General features: G+C 56.6%; 20 protein-coding genes and 2 pseudogenes. 13 read left to right on the top strand and 9 right to left on the bottom strand.

The window, feature by feature from the left end; genetic code table 11:
• Positions 1–91 precede the first annotated feature (91 nt).
• The 5 genes from KGB24_RS26725 to KGB24_RS26705 all read left to right on the top strand — a co-directional run bounded on the left by KGB24_RS26725 (position 92) and on the right by KGB24_RS26705 (position 4,924).
• Entirely contained in the window at positions 92–1,783 is a 1,692-nt protein-coding gene (locus KGB24_RS26725; protein ID WP_223414615.1) for a copper resistance system multicopper oxidase, read from the top strand.
• Positions 1,784–1,793: 10 nt separating this feature from the next.
• Positions 1,794–2,681 (top strand): copper resistance protein B, encoded by an 888-nt coding sequence (locus KGB24_RS26720; RefSeq protein ID WP_223414616.1) that lies wholly within the window; start codon positions 1,794–1,796, stop codon positions 2,679–2,681.
• 54 nt (positions 2,682–2,735) lie between these two features.
• A complete protein-coding gene (gene copC / locus KGB24_RS26715; protein ID WP_223414617.1) occupies positions 2,736–3,107 on the top strand; it encodes a copper homeostasis periplasmic binding protein CopC in 372 nt (123 codons plus the stop codon).
• A gap of 3 nt (positions 3,108–3,110) precedes the next feature.
• Positions 3,111–4,046, top strand: coding sequence for a copper homeostasis membrane protein CopD (gene copD, locus KGB24_RS26710; protein WP_223414618.1), 936 nt, complete (start codon positions 3,111–3,113; stop codon positions 4,044–4,046).
• A gap of 92 nt (positions 4,047–4,138) precedes the next feature.
• Positions 4,139–4,924, top strand: coding sequence for a transporter substrate-binding domain-containing protein (locus KGB24_RS26705; protein WP_008028358.1), 786 nt, complete (start codon positions 4,139–4,141; stop codon positions 4,922–4,924).
• Positions 4,925–4,992: 68 nt separating this feature from the next.
• On the opposite strand, the gene KGB24_RS26700 is transcribed toward KGB24_RS26705, so the two are convergent.
• Positions 4,993–5,211: a hypothetical protein gene (locus tag KGB24_RS26700; protein ID WP_008028360.1), complete on the bottom strand. Its 219-nt coding sequence runs from the start codon at positions 5,209–5,211 to the stop codon at positions 4,993–4,995.
• Positions 5,212–5,508: 297 nt separating this feature from the next.
• Here KGB24_RS26700 and KGB24_RS26695 point away from each other — a divergent pair, with 297 nt between their 5' ends.
• The 3 genes from KGB24_RS26695 to KGB24_RS26685 all read left to right on the top strand — a co-directional run bounded on the left by KGB24_RS26695 (position 5,509) and on the right by KGB24_RS26685 (position 9,005).
• Positions 5,509–6,048 (top strand): hypothetical protein, encoded by a 540-nt coding sequence (locus tag KGB24_RS26695; protein ID WP_223414620.1) that lies wholly within the window; start codon positions 5,509–5,511, stop codon positions 6,046–6,048.
• A gap of 269 nt (positions 6,049–6,317) precedes the next feature.
• Positions 6,318–8,189, top strand: a complete 1,872-nt coding sequence (locus KGB24_RS26690) for an acyltransferase family protein (protein ID WP_223414621.1) — start codon at positions 6,318–6,320, stop codon at positions 8,187–8,189.
• A gap of 9 nt (positions 8,190–8,198) precedes the next feature.
• A complete protein-coding gene (locus KGB24_RS26685; protein ID WP_223414622.1) occupies positions 8,199–9,005 on the top strand; it encodes a metallophosphoesterase in 807 nt (268 codons plus the stop codon).
• Between the two features lie 33 nt (positions 9,006–9,038).
• Here the strand turns inward: KGB24_RS26685 and KGB24_RS26680 are convergent.
• From KGB24_RS26680 to KGB24_RS26660, 5 genes and pseudogenes are all read right to left on the bottom strand, one after another.
• Positions 9,039–9,179, bottom strand: a pseudogene (locus KGB24_RS26680) (IS3 family transposase); the annotation flags it as partial.
• Positions 9,172–9,723: an adenylyl-sulfate kinase gene (cysC, locus tag KGB24_RS26675; RefSeq protein ID WP_411736633.1), complete on the bottom strand. Its 552-nt coding sequence runs from the start codon at positions 9,721–9,723 to the stop codon at positions 9,172–9,174. The pseudogene KGB24_RS26680 and the gene cysC, both read right to left, overlap by 8 nt.
• A gap of 170 nt (positions 9,724–9,893) precedes the next feature.
• The gene (locus KGB24_RS26670; protein WP_008028371.1) at positions 9,894–10,871 is read right to left on the bottom strand and encodes a hypothetical protein; all 978 of its coding nucleotides are present in this window, start codon (positions 10,869–10,871) and stop codon (positions 9,894–9,896) included.
• Between the two features lie 255 nt (positions 10,872–11,126).
• Positions 11,127–12,209, bottom strand: coding sequence for an acyltransferase family protein (locus KGB24_RS26665; RefSeq protein WP_223414623.1), 1,083 nt, complete (start codon positions 12,207–12,209; stop codon positions 11,127–11,129).
• Between the two features lie 353 nt (positions 12,210–12,562).
• Positions 12,563–12,727, bottom strand: a pseudogene (locus KGB24_RS26660) (site-specific integrase); the annotation flags it as partial.
• A gap of 66 nt (positions 12,728–12,793) precedes the next feature.
• On the opposite strand from KGB24_RS26660, the gene dusA reads away from it, so the two are divergent.
• Together dusA and tal are read left to right on the top strand one after the other, a co-directional pair.
• A complete protein-coding gene (dusA, locus tag KGB24_RS26655) occupies positions 12,794–13,813 on the top strand; it encodes a tRNA dihydrouridine(20/20a) synthase DusA (protein ID WP_223414624.1) in 1,020 nt (339 codons plus the stop codon).
• Positions 13,814–13,991: 178 nt separating this feature from the next.
• Positions 13,992–14,918, top strand: coding sequence for a transaldolase (tal, locus tag KGB24_RS26650; protein ID WP_008028427.1), 927 nt, complete (start codon positions 13,992–13,994; stop codon positions 14,916–14,918).
• 206 nt (positions 14,919–15,124) lie between these two features.
• On the opposite strand, the gene rssC is transcribed toward tal, so the two are convergent.
• Together rssC and rssB are read right to left on the bottom strand one after the other, a co-directional pair.
• Positions 15,125–15,607, bottom strand: a complete 483-nt coding sequence (gene rssC / locus KGB24_RS26645; RefSeq protein ID WP_007935262.1) for an anti-sigma factor antagonist RssC — start codon at positions 15,605–15,607, stop codon at positions 15,125–15,127.
• Positions 15,607–16,788 (bottom strand): two-component system response regulator RssB, encoded by a 1,182-nt coding sequence (gene rssB / locus KGB24_RS26640; RefSeq protein ID WP_032828718.1) that lies wholly within the window; start codon positions 16,786–16,788, stop codon positions 15,607–15,609. The genes rssC and rssB overlap by 1 nt, the downstream gene beginning before the upstream one ends.
• Positions 16,789–17,064: 276 nt before the next feature.
• Here rssB and KGB24_RS26635 point away from each other — a divergent pair, with 276 nt between their 5' ends.
• Complete coding sequence (locus tag KGB24_RS26635; protein ID WP_008037695.1) at positions 17,065–17,364, top strand: PilZ domain-containing protein; 300 nt, start codon at positions 17,065–17,067, stop codon at positions 17,362–17,364.
• Between the two features lie 62 nt (positions 17,365–17,426).
• Here KGB24_RS26635 and KGB24_RS26630 read toward each other — a convergent pair whose 3' ends face one another.
• A complete protein-coding gene (locus KGB24_RS26630; protein ID WP_008028433.1) occupies positions 17,427–18,116 on the bottom strand; it encodes a VacJ family lipoprotein in 690 nt (229 codons plus the stop codon).
• Positions 18,117–18,317: 201 nt separating this feature from the next.
• Here KGB24_RS26630 and KGB24_RS26625 point away from each other — a divergent pair, with 201 nt between their 5' ends.
• Both KGB24_RS26625 and KGB24_RS26620 read left to right on the top strand, forming a co-directional pair.
• Entirely contained in the window at positions 18,318–18,938 is a 621-nt protein-coding gene (locus KGB24_RS26625) for a hypothetical protein (protein WP_008028434.1), read from the top strand.
• Positions 18,939–19,047: 109 nt separating this feature from the next.
• Positions 19,048–19,311, top strand: coding sequence for a DUF4404 family protein (locus tag KGB24_RS26620; protein ID WP_223414625.1), 264 nt, complete (start codon positions 19,048–19,050; stop codon positions 19,309–19,311).
• Positions 19,312–19,422 lie beyond the last annotated feature (111 nt).

The raw sequence follows: 19,422 nt of genomic DNA, 5'->3' as shown, positions 1-19,422 counted from the left end.
TGTAATCCCCGCTTCAGTCTGCTGAAAGGCATCGCCCGTTAGCCTCGTCGTCAAGTTGTCTCCCAACTGACGGACCGGGAATAAAAACGGCATGCACTCCAACACTTCAAGACGCACCTTCGTAAAGGGGCTGGCCGCGGGCGGATTGCTCGGCGGCCTCGGGTTATGGCGCACGCCTGTGTGGGCGCTCACCCGCCCTGGCGAACCGCAGATGCTCACGGGCAGCGATTTCGAGCTGTTCATCGGCGAAACCCCGGTCAACATCACCGGCAATCCGCGCACCGCGATGACCATCAACGGTGGCATTCCCGGCCCGCTGCTGCGCTGGCGTGAAGGCGACACGGTCACGCTGCGGGTGAAGAACCGACTCAAGGAAACCACCTCCATTCACTGGCACGGCATTTTGCTGCCGGCCAACATGGACGGCGTGCCGGGCCTGAGTTTTCACGGCATCGAACCGGGCGGCGTGTACGTCTATCAATTTCAGGTCCGGCAGAACGGCACTTACTGGTATCACAGCCATTCGGGCCTTCAGGAGCAGTCCGGCGTTTACGGTCCGCTGGTGATCGACGCCAAGGAGCCGGAGCCCTTTGAGTACGACCGCGATCACGTGGTGATGCTGACCGACTGGACCGACGAAGACGCGGCCAGCCTGATGAGTACCCTGAAAAAGCAATCCGATTACTACAACTACAACAAGCGCACCGTGGGCGATTTCATCGACGACGTCAGCAAAAACGGTTGGGCCTCCACGGTCGCCGATCGAAAGATGTGGGCCGAAATGAAGATGAATCCCACAGACCTCGCCGACGTCAGCGGCGCCACTTACACCTATTTAATGAACGGCCAGGCGCCGGACTCGAACTGGACGGGTGTGTTCCGGCCAGGTGAAAAACTGCGACTGCGGTTTATCAACGGTTCGGCCATGACCTATTTCGACGTGCGCATTCCCGGCCTGAAAATGACGGTGGTCGCGGCGGACGGGCTGCATGTCAAACCGGTGAGCGTCGATGAATTCCGCATTGCGGTGGCGGAGACGTTTGATGTGATTGTCGAGCCGACGCAGGACGCTTACACCGTGTTCGCCCAGTCGATGGATCGCACCGGTTATGCGCGCGGCACGCTGGCGATGAAGGCGGGTTTGTCCGCGCCTGTGCCTGCACTCGATCCGCGACCGTTGGTGACCATGGATGACATGGGCATGGGCGGGATGGATCACGGCAGCATGGCTGGCATGGACCACAGCGCGATGGGTGGCATGCAAGCGCATCCCGCGACGGAAAACGACAACCCGCTGGTGGACATGCAAGCCATGAGCACCTCGCCGAAACTCGACGATCCCGGCCTTGGCTTGCGCAACAACGGCCGCCGTGTCCTGACCTATTCCGACCTGCGCAGCATCTTCGAAGACCCGGACGGCCGCGACCCGGGCCGCACCCTCGAACTGCACCTCACCGGCCACATGGAGAAATTCGCGTGGTCGTTCAACGGCGTGAAATTCTCCGATGCCGAACCGCTGCGCCTCAAGTACGGCGAGCGCGTGCGCATCGTGCTGGTCAACGACACGATGATGACCCACCCCATCCACCTGCACGGCATGTGGAGCGACCTCGAAGACGAGAACGGCGAGTTCATGGTGCGCAAACACACCATCGACATGCCCCCCGGCTCCCGACGCAGCTATCGGGTGACCGCCGACGCACTCGGCCGCTGGGCCTATCACTGCCACCTCCTGTATCACATGGAAATGGGCATGTTCCGTGAAGTTCGCGTGGAAGAATGAGGCGCTACCCATGACCAGACTTACATCGATTTTTCTCGCCGTTTGCACAACGGGCCTGACGCTTTCTTCGGCGAGCGCCGCCACCGGCGACATGCAGAATATGGATCACAGCCAGATGCCGGGCATGGACCATGGCCAGATGCAAAGCATGGACGACGGCCAGATGCAGCCCGCCGCGCCCACTGAAAGCCGCACGCCGATCCCGCCGCTGACCGATGCCGACCGCGCCGCCGTGTTCGTCAGCCCCGGCGGCCATAACGTGCATGATTCCGCGCTCAATCACTACTTCCTCGCCGACAAACTCGAATGGCAGGACGCCGACGATGGCAGCGCACTGGCCTGGGATTTATCGGGCTGGATCGGCGGTGACATCGATCGCCTGTGGCTGCGATCCGAAGGCGAGCGCAGCAACGGCAAGACCGAAGACGCTGAAATCCAGGCGCTATGGGGCCACGCAATCTCGCCATGGTGGGATGTGGTGAGCGGCGTGCGTCAGGACTTCAAACCCGGCGCCCCACAAACCTGGGCCGCGTTCGGCGTGCAAGGCATGGCGCTGTACAACTTCGAAGCCGAAGCCACGGCGTTCATCGGCGAAGGCGGCCAGAGCGCGGTGCGGCTGGAAGGTGACTACGACATCCTGCTGACCAACCGGCTGATTGTGCAGCCGACCGCCGAGCTGAATGTCTACGGCAAAAACGATCCGCAGCGGGGCATTGGTTCCGGGCTCGCCAACACCGAAGCCGGGCTGCGGTTGCGCTATGAAATTCGTCGGGAAATCGCCCCGTACATCGGCGTGACCTGGAACCGCACCTACGGCAAAACCGCCGATTTCGCCAAAGACGATGGCGAGGATCGCAGTGAAGCACGCGTCGTTCTCGGCGTTCGGCTGTGGTTCTGATCGCACTCACATCACCATCAAAAAAAACCGCTTCGAGCGGTAAAGAGGCCTTGCATGCGCACAATGAAAACCACCGCTGTTGTCATCGGCTTGCTCATGAGCACACTGGCTCAGGCGCACCCGAAACTACTCTCATCCACCCCGACCGAAGGTGCGGATGGCGCGGCACCGAGCATGATCGAACTGCACTTTTCCGAAAGCCTCATGACTCAGTTTTCCGGCGCGAAACTGGTCATGACCGAAATGCCAGGCATGGCCCACTCCCCCATGCCGATGAAAGCCAAAGTCACCGGCGGCAGCGACCCGAAAACCATGCTCATCACCCCGCTCTCGCCGTTGCCCGCCGGCAGCTACAAAGTCGAATGGCGCGCGGTGTCTTCGGACACTCACCCGATCACCGGCAACGTTACGTTCAAAGTGAAGTGATTGATGAGCGACTGGGTCAGCATTGCACTGCGGTTTGGGTTGTATGTGGATTTGATGGTGCTGTTTGGTCTGGGTTTGTTCGGGCTCTACAGCCTTGCGGGCCGGGAACGGGTGTCCGGGGCGGTGCTGCCGTTTCGGTCGATCCTGCTGGTGAAGGCCGCGCTCGGAGTGCTGTTGTCCGTGGCGAGCATGCTGACGATGGTGAGTGCGATGAGCGGAGAATCGGACTTCACCGAGCTGCGACCGCATGTCCAGATGATGGTGTTCGAGACGGATTTCGGGTTGGCCTGGTCGGTGCGCATCACCGCGCTGGTTATCGCCGGTTTGGCGGTTACGCTCAATGACCGTGCGCCCGGATTCAGCCTGCTGATTGCGTCTTTTGCCGGCGCTATTGCCTTGGCCAGCCTGGCCTGGAGCGGTCATGGGGCGATGGATGAAGGCAGCCGTCGTTATTGGCATTTTGCGATGGATATTCTGCATCTGCTGGCGGCAGGCGCGTGGCTGGGTGCGCTGGTAGCGTTTGCGCTGATGGCGAAAATCAACGCACTGCAAACTGCGGAACGCATCAGGTTACTGGCTCGGGCTGTCGCTCGATTTGAATCGGTGGGCGCGGTGATCGTGGTCGTCATCACGGTCACGGGCGTGGTGAATTACCTGTTCATCGTCGGGCCGAAGCTTGATGACTTGTTGCTAAGTACCTATGGGATTTTGCTGTTTATCAAAGTGGGGTTGTTTGCCGGGATGCTGGTGCTCGCCGCGTTGAACCGGTTTCACCTTGGGCCGTTTCTGGAACGGTCGTTACGGGAGGGGAAATACGAAGTTGCCGCCAACGCGTTGCGACGCAGCATGGTTGTTGAGTTGGCGCTCGCGGTGTTGATTGTGGGGCTGGTGGCCTGGTTGGGAACGCTGAGTCCGGAAATGGAGGCCGCTGCGCAATAGCCAATCGGGCAGCAGAATCCGAAGTACTTATAACCATCGGCAGGAAAAATTAAGTACTCTCAGCCCCAATCCATCACGGAAGTCGGGTACACATGAAAACCAATAAATGCACAGTAATGCTCGGTAGCCTGCTCGCACTATCGTTTGGCGCCCAGGCCGAACAATCGCACCTGGACAGCGTCATCCAGCAAGGCCAACTGCGCGTGTGCACCACAGGCGATTACAAGCCCTACACGTTTAAAGCCGAGAACGGCGAATACTCGGGCATCGACATCGCCATGGCCCGCTCGCTGGCCGACAGCCTTGGCGTCAAGGTCGAGTGGGTACCGACCACCTGGAAAACCCTGATGCCCGACATGCTGGCGGGCAAATGCGACATCGGCATGGGCGGGATCTCGGTCACCCTGGAACGTCAGAAAAAAGCCTTCTTCAGCACCACGCTGGACGTCGACGGCAAAATCCCGTTGGTGCGCTGCGAAGATCAGGCGAAGTATCAGACCGTCGAGCAAATCAACCAGCCTTCGGTTCGCTTGGTCGAACCGGCCGGCGGCACCAACGAAGCTTTTGTTCACGCCTTCCTGCCCAAGGCGCAATTGAGCCTTCACGACAACGTGACCATCTTCCAGGAGCTGCTGGACAAGAAAGCTGACGTGATGATTACCGACACGTCGGAAGCCCTGTATCAGCAGAAACTCAAACCCGGATTGTGCGCAGTGAATCCGAGCCAGTTCATGCAATATGGGGAGAAGGCGTATCTGCTGCCGCGTGATGACATGACGTGGAAGTTGTATGTCGATCAGTGGTTGCACCTGGCCAAGGTGACTGGGAAGTATCAGAAGGTTTTGGGTGAGTGGATAGCGACGCCTGAGGCCAAATAGCCGTATTTCATGCAGCCGCCCTTCGGAGAATGCGCAACGGCAGAAATACCGCGCCGTTGCGTCACACCTTAATCGTCGTGCAACAAGCCGGAACTGTACTCGCCGAAGCTGCTACCGAGCGCGCTGCCATGGAAACTCAACTGACTGTGGTTATTGGTCGGGCCAGGGCCGAAACCGGCGGATGGCTGGAGGTCTTCTGAATAATTGCTATGAGTGCTCACACCTGAACAAGCGCTCAACAGCAAGACACCGCCGATCATCACGACTTTGAAGAGGTTCGAGATCATTTTTCAGTTCCCTATGGGCTGGAAGTGCCGGACATGGATTTATCCTAAGCCGCTGGGTCATCAAGCAGGGTGAAACCTCGCCAGGCGACAGCATTGGTTCAGGTTCCAGGGTTTCTTGATGTAAACAGGCGCTCTCAAATAACGGAGTGGGCAGCCTCCAGCATCGTTGTGCCGAAAGACGCACCTGGTTTGCAAACCGGTTATAGAAAGGACAGATCGATGACTTGCCCGACAATGATATCATTGTGCCTTCAGTGCAAAAACTTAAAACCGGCGCGCTGACTCACAGGGAATTCCATGAAAAAAATCTTGATTGGCGCGTGTCTGCTATCACTGGCTGGCTGCGCCAACTCGCCTGACGCCTACTTCGCGAATGCCGTTCCGGGCTGCAAGACGGCAACTGCCACGGTAAACAACCAGCCGATCACCACCCGCTTCTGCATAAGGGCAATTGCTTTCCAGCCATCGCAGTACAGGGTCAGCGTTAACGACCAAGCGGTCTTCACCGGTACAGACTACCAACGCGTAGCCTTTGAAAAAACCGTCAAGGAAGGTTCAGTCAGCGGTGGTTGCAACGAGCTGGTCATCGTTCAGGAAAGCCGCACCCAAAAACCTTTGCCGTTAAAAGAACTGCCTGCTGATTTGGTCGCGGGCTGCCGCATTACCGCCGATGCGTCGGGTAACTCTCAGGCCTTCAGCAAGGATGCGGCCTGCGACAAGGTGTTCTACACAGGACTGTTACCACTGCTGGGCCAGGTCGTGCCCGTCGAAGTGGCACGCCAGTGCACTGTCAAGTTGGGGCAGCAGACCGCCTTTGAGGAACGCTTTAATTTTTAACCATTAACCATGAGTGATTCCCCGCGCCGCGCCCCGATCAATGTGTCACCGGCCAGGCCGCGCATTGAAGCCGCGTATCTGTCGACAGGGGCCGCGCGGCGACACACATGGAACAATCCCTGTAGAATCGGCCAGTTCACCACCTTTGAAAGCTTTCCTGTGGCAAGGCCTTGAATGTCTGATCTATCCGCACACATACCGATGCTCCAGCAGTACTTCAAGCCGAGAAACCGGCACTCGAGCCACCGCGAGCATCACGAGCGAAATACATGAGTACTCAAGAACTCAGGAACGATATCCAGGGCTTGCGCTCGATTGCCGTTCTCAGCGTGATCATCTTCCACCTGAACAAATACTGGTTGCCCGGCGGCTTCATCGGCGTAGACATGTTCTTCGTGATCTCGGGCTTCCTGATCACCGGGATCATCCTGACCCGCAAGCGCCAGAATGAATTCTCACTGATCAGCTTCTACACCAGCCGGATCAAACGGATCGTGCCGGCCTACCTGGTGCTGATCATCATCGTGGCGCTGTGCGCGGCAATACTCTTCATTCCGAACGACTTCGACGCGTTCAGGGCCAGCGTGAAGTCGGCGCTCTACTTCAACAGCAACACCTTCTTCGCCAAGCAGCACGATTACTTCGGCCCGGCCGTCCATGAGCTGCCATTGCTGCACACTTGGTCGTTGGCGATCGAAATGCAGTTCTACCTGCTGCTGCCGGCCCTCCTGCTGTTGACCCCTCGGCGCTGGCTGGTGCCTTCGCTGCTGGTGCTGACGGCGGCATTGCTGGCCTGGTCAGAATTCCGCCTGCACGGCGAACATCAGCAACGGGTGTATTTCTCCCTGCTGGCGCGGATCCCGGAATTCCTGTTCGGCAGCCTTGCGGCGCTGGTCCCGCGCAAGGACGTCTCCACCGGCAAGGCCCATCTCATGGCTGCATTGGGCTTACTGCTGATCGCCGGCAGTTTCGCCTTCATCGCCGAAGGACGCACCTTCCCTGGCCTGATGGCCATACCGGCATGCCTGGGTACCGCCTTGCTGCTGCTGAGCCGGAACAGCCTGGTCAACCGCCTCCTCTCGCTCAAGCCGCTGGTGTTCATCGGCGCCCTGTCCTACTCGCTTTACCTCTGGCACTGGCCGATCCTGGCGGGCATTCGCTACCTGTCCGGAACTTATGAGCTGCCCCCCCTGGCTGCCGTGGCCTTCATCGTGCTGACGGGCGTGTCGGGCTATCTTTCCTATCGCTGGGTCGAGTCGCCCTTCCGGCGGCGCATGTCCACCCCCGCAGCTTACGGGCGCCTGGCCGGCATGCTGGGAGTGACGCTGCTGGCGGTGCTGGCGGCCACCACACTCAGCCGCAAGCTGGTGGAGCCGCTTCCCGACGCACTGACCCGCTACGGGATCGATGCCGAACTCTGCCACAGCCATATGATCGGCGACTGCATCCGAGGTGAACGCACCTCTCAACACACGCTGCTGATGCTTGGCGACAGCCATGCCGCGCAACTGAACTACTTCGCCGACGTGGTGGGCAATGCCACCCACGCGCAGATCAGGGTCATCTCCTCGAGCAACTGCGTGACCATTCCGGGTTTCGATGTGGAGCGCATTGCCGAATGGGGGCGCGCCGATTGTCGGGCGCAGATCGCGCAAGCCAGGAAGTACACGCCAACGGCCGACGCGATCATCCTTGCCGGCATGTGGCAATTCCATACGCCGAGCAGCGCATTCCTCACCCAGCTGGAGCAGTTCCTGAGCGAAACGTCGGCCCGCAACCAGCGGGTGCTGGTGCTGGCCCAAGTGCCAATGCTCGCGGCGAACCCCTTGCGCATCCAGCGTGCCAATCATTTCGGTCTAGACATGACAGTGTCGATGCACGCGGAGTGGGCGGGTGCCAACGAGAAGATCAAGGCGATCGTCGCGCGTCATGACAACGCCACCTTCCTCGACCTGTCGCGCACCCCGCTGTTCGCCCACGTGCCGATGCTGAACGGCACCCTGATCTATTCGGACGCGAATCACCTCAATGAGGTGGGCTCGAAGGCCTATGGCGAGGTGGCCGCACCGTACGTCCAGGCGTTTATCGATCGCCAACCGACCGCCACCGGCGCCACCGCAACCCTCGAACCCGCACATTGAAACCACGGCATGGCGCTGCCAGAGCAGCGCCTGGCCTCCGCCGGGCAATCATTGCGATCATCTGAATATCAACTCATTAAATTACTGACAATGCACAAAACCCAGTCGTTTACACCCAACAAAATTGGTCGAGATTTTGTAGTCGGCGACATCCACGGACACTTCAAGCTCTTAGCGTTTCTTTTAAAAAAATCCGGATTTAATAAAAACCTTGATCGAATTTTTTCCGTGGGCGACCTCATTGATAGAGGACCCGACTCCATCGACGTGATGGACTGGCTGCAGGAGCCATGGTTTCATGCTGTGAGAGGCAACCACGAACAGATGCTCATCGACTGTATTTCTGGCCATGGAGACATTGCCAGACATTCTCGCAATGGTGGTGCATGGCTTTATGAACTACCGCCTGTAGTCCAAAAAAAGCTCTCTAACGTATTGCAAAATCTCCCTCTAATAATTGAAGTTGAATTGTTGGATGGCCGAAAAATTGGGATTGTGCATGCTGAAACTCCACTCACACACAATAATCACACATGGCAGAACGCCAAAGACGCTATTACTGGTCGGCTTGGCGAGGCCTATCAGCGTCTAGCTTTAGAAAAAGCGCTGTATGCCAGAAATAAAATCGAAACCCGGGATGAAGTTTTAATCAAAGGCATAGACCAAATTTATGTCGGCCACTCAACAGTTGCCTCAGTTACCCGTTTGGGAAATGCGGTATACATCGACACCGGCTGCTCCTTTGATGACGGGGCATTAACCCTCATTGAACTAAACACCCAGACCAACATAAACGTTTCCATGCGCACGATGTAGCAAAACCAAAAAACACTACATATCCCCCCAAAACTCTCGCTCAAGTCGAGTGATACGAGCTTCCAGCTCCTGGATTTTCTGTTGCTCCAGAGTCAGCGCATCGCTCTGCGGAGTAACGCCTTTGCGTTCTTGTTGAACCTCGTCGCCCCACCGGTGTAGCGCCGACTCACCGACGCCGGTCAGTTCTTGGCAGGATGTGCTCAACAACGTATTCAATCAGTCTGCTCAGGCTTTGTTCGAACGTCTGGTTAGCCGTATCAATGACCAGATCAGGGGTCAGAGGCGGCTCGTATGGCGCGTCTATACCAGTGAAATCGCGAAGCTCTCTGGCCCTGGCCTTGCGATACAGGCCCTTGGGATCACGCATCTCGCAGGTTGCCAGGTCTGCCGCTATGTAGATCTCGTGGAAAGACGTGTTGCAGGCTGCAGCACGAGCACGAGCACGCCCCTCGCGATAAGGTGAAATAAACGCAGTGATGCAAACCATGCCCGCATCGGCAAAAAGCGCTGCCACCTCACTAACCCGGCGGATGTTCTCTGTTCTATCGTCTTCTGAAAAGCCGAGGTTGGCATTAAGTCCTTTGCGAACATTATCTCCGTCAAGTGTGTAGCACGCGTAACCAGCCCTCAGTAGATGCGCCTCCAAGGCCATTGCCAAACTCGACTTCCCGGAAGCCGAGAGGCCCGTCAACCAAAGTACGGCGCCTTGATGCCCCATGTAATGGGCGCGTTCAGTCTGGGTCACATGGTGGCTGACAGAAGTCAAATTAGGGTTATTGACTGGCGAATTCATAAAATAGTCTAGCGTCTCCCTGCGCATTGGTTAGTCCGTGCCGAGCAATTTACTCGGCATCGTTCCATTGTGATCAGTAGTCCTGGGCATTACTGTTATGACCCGTTCATTAGGCGATCACCCCCAACTTCCGCCAGGTATTTAGATAGATATTTACTCGGAAAGGAATGGTGCCCCAGGCCGCTCAAGCCGCCAATGATTTGCGTACGGCATTTTTCAAGAAGTACCGTTGATACCAAACGCTTGTCGACGCTAACCCCGACCGCCCGAAGCGACCGCTGGCTGCGCCGCATGGAGTTCGGATCATTTTCAAGGTAATACGATAAAAAACTGCGCTTTATCGAGTTTAAATGAGGCAGCAGGAATTGCTCTGGCTTGCCCTGTTGATCTGCTGAAAGTATTTTTACAATTCGATTCAGCACTCTCATAGCCTGAAGTTCATGGCTGGTTAGTGAGCGGTTGTGCTGAATACTCTCAGGAGAGCGAGGCCTCAGGGTAAAGCCTGCGTGCCCTTCAATCATGTCGTAAAAATGAGCGGGGTCGTCACGTAATAACTCTACGGGAACAACCAATACGTTCGATGCACCAAAATATGAAGAGTAAAGTTCGCACAGCCTGGTGTAATTCAGAAGCTCAAGCAACAGGGCACGCCACCGCTCGGCAAACACAAATGGGTTTTCAGAGGCGCCTTCCTTTACAGCCTGATTGTAATAGCTGTCCACAAATGACAATGGACTTCTTGTTACAATCAGTACTTTAGCTCCGGCTAATTCACGTTTCAGCGCCGCCGCCACCAGGTTTTGGTACGTTTGAATTTCGAGTTGCGTTACAGGTCTCGGAGCCCACCCGCAGAGCTCTTCACTGCTAACGAAAGCAGGGGCGCCAGCCAGAGGCTGGTGTGGGGCTATGCTCGATTCACCTGGCCCTCTCAGATAAGCTTTCAGAGAAGCGGCATGAACAATATTCTGCGCGTAATTGTGCCATTGCAGTACTTGCACGTCGCCCCGCTGCTGTGCCGCGGCTTGAATGTAAGTTGACGCGGCCTTGGGGAGCCCGATGTGAATAAGCTTCATTAAATATCCTGTCGAGGGGACGCTCGAAACCTATCGACGCCCCCATGAATAAATTTAGCTATCGGCAGAATTCTGCATGTTTGGGTTTCATCGCCGTAATCTTATCAAACGATCAAAGTTCGAGGTTCCAGCCAGGAAGACTATGGGTAACGTAAAGAATCAAGGCTCTGGGCTAATACAACCCAATCACTCTCACGCCCCCCGACCAGCCCTCCCTCCGAAAAGCCCGCACATGGCAGGCTATGGCAATTAGATCTAGGTCAGCTTCGAGGCCTGAACTTTGAGCAGTTCTCGCCTGGGAGCGATTAACTTTCTTTTCAGCCAAGCACGCAAATTCAAATGTTTATCCTCTAGAAGCCACGCGCAAAAAGCAGCAAACAGCGTACACAAGAAAACTGAAAGCCAAACATTAGAAACATTAGTTACGCTTATATAATTAGCAATCAACACACGAATCGGCTCATGCGTCAAATACATTGCATAAGATACAAAAGCCCCTTTTGCAGCCACCCACCTTACCGCCGAGGGGATACGAAGGTTCGTGCTGGCCAATAAAACAAGCATCAACCCTACACCTACTAAAATCATAAGCTGCAAGTCATACATATTCATATGACTAGCAAGCGAGAGCCTCTGAAACCTCCACAATACCCCAGCCACAACAGCAAAAAGCGGGATAACAACTTGCTTCCAGCTAATCTGTGGCGCGTAAAAATATATCGCAGCACAGGCTGCACCAAGAAACCACTCCCAAGCGACAGACTCCCAAACCGTAAAGTACCCAACAACGAGGATCGCCGGACCAGCTAGCAGTAACGCAAGCGCTCTTTCAAGTGTTGACATCGACTGCCAAAAAAAGGCAATGCCGAAGAAGACATATAGCCACCACTCAATAGCTATCGTCCAAAGAACACTGTTACCCCCATAAACTTTTATAGGCGGTATCCCTTCGATCATTCTGGAAAACGGCGTGTGCTGAAGCTGCAATACATGCCCAACAAAATCCCAAACCGTTGGAGGTACACGCCCCAACAAAACAATAAAAACCAGATATGAAATGATCATCGCAGGAACATATAAAACATATATTCTGCTAAACCGATCTATCATGTATTCGCCAAAACTATAATTAGCCTTACTCAAACACTGATAGGCAATAAGAAACCCTGAAAGCCAGAAAAAAACAACAACGGCCAAGCTTTGAAATGGCATTATCTGCCCAAACCAGCTTTTTGGGACAACATCTACAAATGTATGCCCCACCAGAACCGAAAATGCAGCCAACGCTCGTATTGCATTGAGGGTAACTGACTGACCACTGGTCAAATTTTTAATCACGAACGAGTCCCTTCTTTGCTGCACACCAACAAATATTGTATTTATTTTCGACTCTTTTCAAACGAAGAGACAAACGTTTCTCTGACACATTGTAAACATCAAAACCCATATTCTCTACTTGGTTTTCATTGAAAAATCGCCGACATTTTTTCCAATGGTGCCCCACCGCACGGCCACGCTATACACACTAGTTGCTCCAGACCCGAGATACCTAATCCTTGCTCAGCAGAACAACCCGTCCAAGACCGCCGACCTCCCTGCATTGCATTCCTCCGAGGCGCTCCAGCCGGACTGGATGAACACCTGCTCCACCGAGTCGACCGGGAACTCACAAACCCGTAGGCGCGTCATCGTTGGGCGACCTGCTTGCGGTCGAAGGCCTGGCTTTCCTGATAAACTGCTTTCCCGTCCCGATTGATCCGTATCTGCGCCATTTAGGCCGTCGAGTTGTACTTGCGCTTGCGTGATGTGATCGTGCCCATTTCCAGTTGGTACATTGCCGAATTCGGTTGATACATTGTAGCAACCGAGTTTGGAAAACAAGGAAAAATGGGTAAAAACCGCTGTATAAAAGATCAGTATCAATGAATTTCGAAAAACCTGAAGCGCCTGTAAACACTAGCCCTGCCCGTCCTGAGCCGTCTCGTCGCTTCAGTGTGGCGCCCATGATGGATTGGACTGACAGGCATTGCAGGTTCTTCCTGCGCCTGCTCTCCAGGCACGCCCTCCTCTACACCGAAATGGTCACCACCGGCGCGCTGCTCAACGGTGATCACGATCGTTTCCTGCGTCACAACGAAGCCGAACACCCCCTCGCCCTGCAACTCGGCGGCAGTGTTCCGCTGGACCTGGCTGCTTGCGCCCGCATGGCGCAGGAGCACGGTTATGACGAGGTGAACCTGAATGTCGGCTGCCCGAGTGATCGGGTGCAGAACAATATGATCGGCGCGGTGCTGATGGGGCATCCGCAGTTGGTGGCTGATTGTGTGAAGGCGATGCGCGATGCGGTGTCGATTCCGGTGACGGTGAAGCACCGGATCGGGATTAATGGGCGGGACAGTTACGAAGAGCTGTGTGATTTCGTCGGCACGGTTCGCGACGCCGGGTGCACGAGTTTTACGGTGCATGCGCGGATTGCGATTCTGGAGGGGTTGTCGCCGAAGGAGAACCGCGACATTCCGCCCCTGCGCTATGACGTGGCGGCGCGGTTGAAGGCGGATTTTCCGGAGCTGGAGATTATTCTCAACGGCGGGATCAAGACGCTGGAGGCTTGTCACGAGCATTTGCAGACCTTTGACGGTGTGATGCTCGGTCGTGAGGCATATCACAATCCTTATGTGATGGCTGAGGTGGATCAGCAACTGTTCGGCAGCACGGCACCGGTGATCACTCGGGCGCAAGCGCTGGCGCAGTTACGGCCTTATATAGCGGCGCATATTGATGCAGGCGGTTCGATGCACCACATCACCCGGCATGTGCTGGGGCTGGGCACCGGGTTTCCGGGGGCGCGCAAGTTTCGGCAATTGTTGTCGGTGGATATCCATAAGGCCAAGGAGCCTCTGGCGTTGCTGGATCAGGCGGCGGAGTTGCTTGAAGGGCGTTAACGGTCAACCGCGTTGAACCTGCGCCCGGATTTGGCATCGTATTTACGGACACCGCGCCCCGCCTTTCAAACATCCGTTTTCCAGATGTTGCCGCCGGGGCCTTCGATACGTACATGTGCCCTTGAGTGGCTGTCAGCGCTCGGGTAATGTCATTAGACCCATAGGACAGAGCACGCCCATGACTTCCAAGCTGGAACAACTCAAACAGATGACCACCGTGGTTGCCGACACCGGCGACTTCGAAGCGATCGCTCGCGTTAAACCGGTGGACGCTACCACCAACCCTTCCCTGTTGCTCAAAGCCGCGGCCATTCCCGGCTATGCCGAGTTGTTGAACGCTTGTGTCAGCGACTGCAAGGGCGATGTAGGCCTGGCCAGCGACCGTTTTGGCGTCGCGGTAGGGCAAGAGATCCTGAAAGTGATTCCGGGCCGTATTTCCACTGAAGTGGACGCGCGCCTGTCGTTCGACACTGACGCCGTATTGAAGCGTGCGCACCGTCTGATCGAGCTGTACGAAAAGGCCGGCATCGGCCGTGACCGCGTGTTGATCAAGATCGCCTCCACCTGGGAAGGTATCCGCGCTGCTGAAATCCTTGAAAAAGAAGGTATCCAGACCAACCTGACATTGCTGTTCTCGTTCGCCCAGGCGGCGGCGTGTGCCGATGCGGGTGTGTTCCTGATTTCGCCGTTCGTAGGCCGCATCTACGACTGGTACAAGAAGGCCAACGGCAACGACTACACCGGCGCGGATGATCCGGGCGTGCAGTCGGTGACGCGTATCTACAACTACTACAAGGCCAATGACTACAAGACCGTGGTCATGGGCGCGAGCTTCCGTAACCTGAATCAGATCGAGCAACTGGCCGGTTGCGACCGCCTGACCATCAGCCCGGACTTGATCGATAAACTGGCGGCGGACACTGGCAAGCTGGAGCGTAAATTGGCGCCAGGTCATACCGGTGAAGCGCGCTTGAGCCTGAATGAAGCGCAGTTCCGTTGGTTGTCCAACGAAGATGCGATGGCGACCGAGAAACTGGCAGAAGGGATTCGTCAGTTTGCCCGGGACCAGGAGAAGCTTGAGGCGCTGTTGCAGGCCAAGCTGTGATCTAGTTCAGCGCAATGCAAAAAGGGCGAACCTTGATGGGTTCGCCCTTTTTTGTGTGCGTTTGTTTGGTGCGGGTTTTGTGCTTGGGAATTTGGGGGATTTCAGGCCGCCATCGCCAGCAAGCTGGCTCCTACACGTGATCATTCAACTGTAGGAGCCGGCTTGCCGGCGATGGGGCCAAGTCCAGCCCCTACCCTTTCAAAGGATCAATGACGCTCCAGCGCATTCACCAGATCATGAAACGCTTCACGATTCGAATCATTCAGCCCCATGAGGATCTTGTGCGCTTCCAGCACTTTGATCCGCACCACTTCTTCCGACTGGTCCTGGTCAGGCAAGTCGGTCAGGCACTCAGGGCACGGGATCGGGCGGTCAACGATGTTGAACACCTGCTCGAAGCCCATGGACTGCAGCAGACGGGTGATGTCTTCGTGGGTGGTGACGACGGTCGGCAGCAGGCCGACTTTCTGCCGCGACAGGATCGACAGTTTGGCCAACAGGCCAAGGGTGGTGCTGTCGATGCTGCGGGTCTCGGTCAGGTCGATCACGATCGCGTTGAAGTTCAACGCCGTGAAGATCCGCTCAATAGTCGCATCCAACGCCGAACACAGGGTCAGGCGAACTTCACCGACGAACTTCAGGACGAAGGTGCCGTCCTGCTCGGCGAACTGGATTCTACCGGTACTCATTAAAGATTCCTGCTCAACACCAACAGGGCGATATCATCCGGCATCTCCCCTAGCGTGGCCAATCCAAAAACCTGCCGCAGCCCATCCAGGGTGCCGCCCGCTGCCTTGACCCGCTGGGGCAAAGCCGCTTCTTTTTCTTTGAGTGTAGGTTCTGGCAAAAGGTCCAGAATGCCATCGGACATCAGCGTCAGGCTGAACGTCGGCGGCAGCTCCAGCACGTGATCTTCGTAGGTGGCTTCATTGAAGAGGCCCACCGGCAGACCACGCCCTTCCAGATATCGAACACTGTCTGGCGTGTACAACACAGGCAACGGCAAATGACCACCGATGCTATAGGTCAACAAACCTGTCTCCTCGTCGATGACTCCACCGACCATTGTGACGTGTTTACCCAGCTTACAACTGATCAGGCCCCGGTTGATATGACCAAGGACCTCTGAAGGCTTGAATTCCGGCAATGTGCCGTTGCGCTTGGATTCGAACAGCAAGCGCGTAGTCATGAATTTCAGCAGCACAGTGACGAAGGCTGAAGAAGCGCCATGACCGGAAACGTCCGCCAGGTAGAACGCTACCCGACGCTCGTCGACCCGAAAGTAGTCGACGAAATCACCCGACAGATACAAAGACGGGATGATCTGGTGTGCAAACTGGAACTCGTCGATGGTCCAGGGGCTGACCGGCAGCATGTTCATCTGCACCTGGCGACCGGCATTCTGGTCTTCCTGGAGCAGGTTCAGGCTGGCTTCGAGCTCGCGGTTGGCCTTTTCCAGCTTCTCACGGTAGCGCTGGTTTTCCAGCAGCAGACGCGCGCGATCCAGGGCCCGACGCACAGAGTGCTCGAGCACGGCCAGATCTTCGAGAGGCTTGATCAGGTAATCCGCCGCGCCCAGGCGCAAGGCCTCGACCGCGTCGTTCATCACGCCGGCACCCGAAACCACAATCACTGGGGTTTGCGGTGACCGCTCGGTGACCTGGCGAATGAGTTCGAGTCCGCCCATCTGCGGCATGCGCAGATCGCAGATGACCAAGCCGGGCTTGTCTTGCTCGAATACCTGAAGACCCTGCTGGCCATTGCTGGCCTGCAAGACGCTGAAACCACTGTCTTCCAAATAGGCGGCGAGGCTCGCGCGCACTACTTCGTCATCATCGATTATCAGCAGCGTGGCACTGGTTTTTGGCATGTGGGCAAACGGCGCCAGAATTAGGTTGGCGTAGCAGGCTGGGCAATTGACCCCGCACACACTACTGGATTCGCTTTCTAGCCTCTCTGCTGCACCGCTTTCGGGCATCGACCCTACTGACAGGCACACCAGAGGTGCCCTTCTAAGGCGCAGACGGTACTCCCATCCGCGGGGCGTTTCAAGCTCACGCCGATGGTCGCTTGACGTCTTTACTTGTCAAATCACCGAGAGTTATAAGAACTGATAAAACCGTAACCCAATGGAAGGATGAAGCCCATGAGCCAAACCGAACGGGACTACAGCGAAAAGCGTGATTTCATCCGCATGCGAGTCGATGCCGATGTCGCGCTGATTCATGAAGGGGACGAAGTTGCAGCCGTCTGCATCGACCTTTCCAGCAGTGGCATGCAGGTTGAGGCACCGCGTCGGTTTAAGGTCGGCGACCGGCTCAGCGTGCGGATCGACTCCGATCATGCGGCACTCAAAGGGCTCGAAGCCGACACTGAAGTGGTCCGGGTTAAAGAACAGGACGGCGCCAGTCAGAAACTCGGCCTTACAATCTTGAAAATGAAATAACCCGGATCCAAAACCAAAAAAGGCGGCCATCAGGCCGCCTTCTTCGTTTTTACCGGTCTCAATCAAAAATCGTCTTCGACCTGACCGTCTTTGACTTTGAACTCGCGGTTCTGCAAGTACGCATTGCGGATGAAGGTGTACTTGTCGCCGCTGATCAGCTTCTCGGCCGACAGCAGGCTGGCGCGGGTGTCGACGATGTTCAGGGCGAAGATCGAGTTACGCACAGGTACGTCGTGGATGTACGGGTATGGGCCGGTGTAACCGTCGACAAACTTGGCAGGCGCATCACGCAGAGTGCTTGGGCCCAGCAACGGCAGCATCACGTACGGGCCGCTTCCTACACCCCAATAGCCCAACGTCTGACCGAAATCTTCGTCGCTGCGGTTCAGGCCCATCTTGGTGCCCACATCGAAGAAACCCAGCAGGCCGAAGGTGGTGTTGAAGATCAGGCGTGCGGTGTCGACGCCGGCAGCGGCCGGTTTGGCCTGCAAGATGTTGTTGGCAAGGTTGGTGACATCACCGACGTTGCGGAACATGTTGTGGATGCCGTCTTCGAGAAATTGCGGGGTCACGAACTGGTAGCCCTGCGCCAGAGGCTTCAGCGCATAGGTGTCGAGCACGTCGTTGAACTTGTAGATCGGACGGTTGATGCTTTCCCAAGGGTCCTCTTCCGTGGCTGCCTGGGCAGCGAACGGGGCCAGCAACACACTGGCGCATACACAAAACTGAGCTAGATGATTGCTCCAGCGCATAGAAAAACTCCTTGGTTTGTACTGGCACGGGCATCTTGGCCCGGGCATTAAGCTGGCTAGTATAAGACGGAAAAGCCGCTTTAGGCAGCATCGTGCGTGATGGCCTACGGATGATTCGCCATGACTGTGAGCGATTCACATCCATGTCACTCAACTGTCACTGGCGGCGCATAGCCTTGACGCTATTTCAGGGATGTTGACATGCCGCACGCCGAAACCTTGCCCCTCGCCGCCCCCAGCCTGACCGCCGTCCTGTTTGGCCTCAGCGGTTGCCTAGTGGACTTCGGCGCCCGCACGCGCCAGCACGGCGACCATTGCGCCGAGCATGCCGAAGTCACACCTGGCGCTCTGGACAGCCTGCACAGTTTGCAGCGCCAACAGATTCCCTGTGCCTGGCTCGACGAACTTCCCCCCGCATTGAGCCTCTCGCTGGCCGCCGCCCTGCCCGACTGGGTCAAGCCGTCGCAACACCCCGCAACAATCAATCCGTGGCCAGCACCGAACGCATGCTGGCAAGCCTTGATGGCGCTGAATGTCGGGCAACTGGATGGTTGCGTATTGGTCAGCGGCGAACCGCGATTGCTGCAATCGGGCCTGAATGCCGGGTTGTGGACAATCGGCCTGGCCTCCTGCGGCTCGCTCTGCGGGCTGGCGCCCAGCGAATGGCAAGCCTTGAGCCAAAAGGAACGCGAGCACCTGCGCGGCAAGGCCACCGTGCAATTGTTCAGCCTGGGCGTGCATTCGGTGATCGATCACCTCGGCGAACTCGACACCTGCCTGGCCGACATCAGCCTGCGTCGGCTCAAGGGTGAAAAGCCCTGATCGAGATCATGCAGGTTGCGCGCGAGTGGATTAATCTAAAGGTCAGCCATAGACCTTTGGCGCGCTGCCACGGTCTATGCCAGTGCCTATCGATAAAAGGAAGAACGCCATGCCTGCCCGCGAACTGCAACAACAGCTCAATGACCTGCGCGAGCAATTGGAACAGAATCCTCCGCTGACCGAAGCAGAGCGCGCCGACCTGCATGCGCTGATGCAACAGATCGAACTTGAGCTTGAGCTCGAAACCAAAACCCAGGACTCCAGCCTCGCCGATGGCGTAAACCTGGCCGTCGAACGCTTTGAACTTGAACACCCCGCCATTGCCGGCACCTTGCGCAACATTGTGCAATCTCTGGTCAGCATGGGGATCTGAACCCGCCAGATACAAAAAAGCCCCGCTAGTGATAGCGGGGCTTTTTATTACGTAGTCACACGCTGTGCTTTTGTAGGAGCCCGGCTTGCCGGCGATAGCGGTCTCAAAAAC

Source organism: Pseudomonas sp. BF-RE-25 (assembly GCF_019956105.1).
Taxonomy (GTDB): Bacteria; Pseudomonadota; Gammaproteobacteria; order Pseudomonadales; family Pseudomonadaceae; genus Aquipseudomonas; species Aquipseudomonas migulae.
This window is presented reverse-complemented; position numbering and strand designations above follow the sequence as displayed.

Bases quoted from the DNA above. Each gene is read 5' to 3' on its own strand.
- tal (WP_008028427.1), top strand. From the start codon at position 13,992: ATGACTTCCAAGCTGGAACAACTCAAACAGATGACCACCGTGGTTGCC.
- KGB24_RS26670 (WP_008028371.1), bottom strand. From the start codon at position 10,871: ATGAAGCTTATTCACATCGGGCTCCCCAAGGCCGCGTCAACTTACATT.
- copD (WP_223414618.1), top strand. From the start codon at position 3,111: ATGAGCGACTGGGTCAGCATTGCACTGCGGTTTGGGTTGTATGTGGAT.
- copC (WP_223414617.1), top strand. From the start codon at position 2,736: ATGCGCACAATGAAAACCACCGCTGTTGTCATCGGCTTGCTCATGAGC.
- KGB24_RS26685 (WP_223414622.1), top strand. From the start codon at position 8,199: ATGGCGCTGCCAGAGCAGCGCCTGGCCTCCGCCGGGCAATCATTGCGA.
- KGB24_RS26695 (WP_223414620.1), top strand. From the start codon at position 5,509: ATGAAAAAAATCTTGATTGGCGCGTGTCTGCTATCACTGGCTGGCTGC.
- KGB24_RS26690 (WP_223414621.1), top strand. From the start codon at position 6,318: ATGAGTACTCAAGAACTCAGGAACGATATCCAGGGCTTGCGCTCGATT.
- KGB24_RS26635 (WP_008037695.1), top strand. From the start codon at position 17,065: ATGAGCCAAACCGAACGGGACTACAGCGAAAAGCGTGATTTCATCCGC.
- rssC (WP_007935262.1), bottom strand. From the start codon at position 15,607: ATGAGTACCGGTAGAATCCAGTTCGCCGAGCAGGACGGCACCTTCGTC.
- KGB24_RS26620 (WP_223414625.1), top strand. From the start codon at position 19,048: ATGCCTGCCCGCGAACTGCAACAACAGCTCAATGACCTGCGCGAGCAA.
- dusA (WP_223414624.1), top strand. From the start codon at position 12,794: ATGAATTTCGAAAAACCTGAAGCGCCTGTAAACACTAGCCCTGCCCGT.
- KGB24_RS26700 (WP_008028360.1), bottom strand. From the start codon at position 5,211: ATGATCTCGAACCTCTTCAAAGTCGTGATGATCGGCGGTGTCTTGCTG.
- cysC (WP_411736633.1), bottom strand. From the start codon at position 9,723: ATGGGGCATCAAGGCGCCGTACTTTGGTTGACGGGCCTCTCGGCTTCC.
- rssB (WP_032828718.1), bottom strand. From the start codon at position 16,788: ATGCCAAAAACCAGTGCCACGCTGCTGATAATCGATGATGACGAAGTA.
- KGB24_RS26705 (WP_008028358.1), top strand. From the start codon at position 4,139: ATGAAAACCAATAAATGCACAGTAATGCTCGGTAGCCTGCTCGCACTA.
- KGB24_RS26630 (WP_008028433.1), bottom strand. From the start codon at position 18,116: ATGCGCTGGAGCAATCATCTAGCTCAGTTTTGTGTATGCGCCAGTGTG.
- KGB24_RS26725 (WP_223414615.1), top strand. From the start codon at position 92: ATGCACTCCAACACTTCAAGACGCACCTTCGTAAAGGGGCTGGCCGCG.
- KGB24_RS26720 (WP_223414616.1), top strand. From the start codon at position 1,794: ATGACCAGACTTACATCGATTTTTCTCGCCGTTTGCACAACGGGCCTG.
- KGB24_RS26625 (WP_008028434.1), top strand. From the start codon at position 18,318: ATGCCGCACGCCGAAACCTTGCCCCTCGCCGCCCCCAGCCTGACCGCC.